A 1,301-nucleotide genomic window follows, 5' to 3' on the forward strand; every position below is an offset into this window, starting at 1 on the left:
GGAGAAACATATGAAAGCCGTTGTGTATCGCGGTCCTCGTGAAGTTACGGTCGAGAATGTTCCGGATCCCAAGATCGAGCGTCCGACCGACGCCATCGTCAGAATCACCAGTACCAACATCTGCGGTTCCGATCTGCATATGTACGAGGGCCGAACCGACTTCGAGCAAGGCCGCATCTTCGGTCATGAAAATCTGGGCGTCGTTCAGGAGGTCGGGCCTGCCGTGGAGCGGATCAAGCCCGGCGACTGGGTGTGCCTGCCATTCAATGTAAGTTGTGGCCACTGCATGAACTGCGAGCGCGGCCTCACGGCGTTTTGCCTGAGCGCGAACCAGCCGGGAATCGCCGGCGGCGCATTCGGCTTTGCGGACATGGGTCCGTGGCCGGGCGGACAGGCCGAATATCTTCGGGTGCCTTGGGCCGACTTCATGTCCTTGAAGCTGCCGCCTGACGCCCAGCAGAAGCAGACCGACTACGTGATGTGCGCCGACATCTTCCCGACCGGCTGGCACGCGACCGAACTCGCCGGCATGAGGCCCGGCGACGCCGTGGTGATCTATGGCTCCGGACCGGTCGGTCTGATGGCCGCGCACTCGGCGATGATCAAGGGCGCCCGCAGCGTCATGGTGGTCGATTGCCATCCCGACCGGCTCAAGCTCGCGGAGTCCATCGGCGCGATTGCGATCGATTATTCGAAGGAAGATCCGGTGCAGCGGGTCATGGATCTCACCCAAGGCATGGGCGCGGACGTGGGATGCGAATGCGTTGGCTACCAGTGCCACGATCCGGCTCCGCAACGCCACGAGAACCCCAATCTGACGATGAACAACCTCGTGTCGTCGGTCAAGTTCACCGGCGGGATCGGCGTGGTGGGCGTGTTCATTCCCGAGGATCCGGGCGCGCAGGACGAACTGGCGAAGAAAGGTCAGATCGCGTTCGACTGGGGCAAGTGCTGGTTCAAGGGGCAGCACATCGCCACGGGCCAGTGCAACGTCAAGGCATACAACCGGCAGTTGCGCGATCTGATACACGCGGGCCGCGCGAAGCCATCGTTCATCGTGTCGCATGAGTTGAAACTCGACCAAGCGCCTGACGCCTATCAGCACTTCGACGTGCGCGACCACGGCTGGACCAAGGTGGTCTTGCATCCGGGAGGTTAGCGAAGCGACGCAGCGATCGTGGTTGCATGAGCGCTCGGGCTCATCGCTCAATCATTGCCACGCGTGCAATGGGCTCGAGCGTCGCCAACATGTCTCGTCGATCCCGCTGCACGGTACGAACCGCGTAGCGGGCACCACGGCG

1 protein-coding gene is annotated in these 1,301 nt (G+C 62.4%); it reads left to right on the forward strand.

Going from position 1 to position 1,301, the window contains the following annotated elements:
- The first annotated feature begins 10 nt into the window (after window positions 1-10).
- On the forward strand, window positions 11-1,159 hold the full coding sequence (locus tag NCS02_RS20860; protein ID WP_239294579.1) for a glutathione-independent formaldehyde dehydrogenase: 1,149 nt from the start codon (window positions 11-13) through the stop codon (window positions 1,157-1,159).
- Window positions 1,160-1,301: the final 142 nt, after the last annotated feature.

This window comes from Caballeronia sp. NCF2 (assembly GCF_023631205.1).
GTDB classification, from domain to species: Bacteria; Pseudomonadota; Gammaproteobacteria; order Burkholderiales; family Burkholderiaceae; genus Caballeronia; species Caballeronia zhejiangensis.

Coding starts and splice junctions, on each gene's coding strand:
- NCS02_RS20860 (WP_239294579.1), top strand. CDS start 11: ATGAAAGCCGTTGTGTATCGCGGTCCTCGTGAAGTTACGGTCGAGAAT.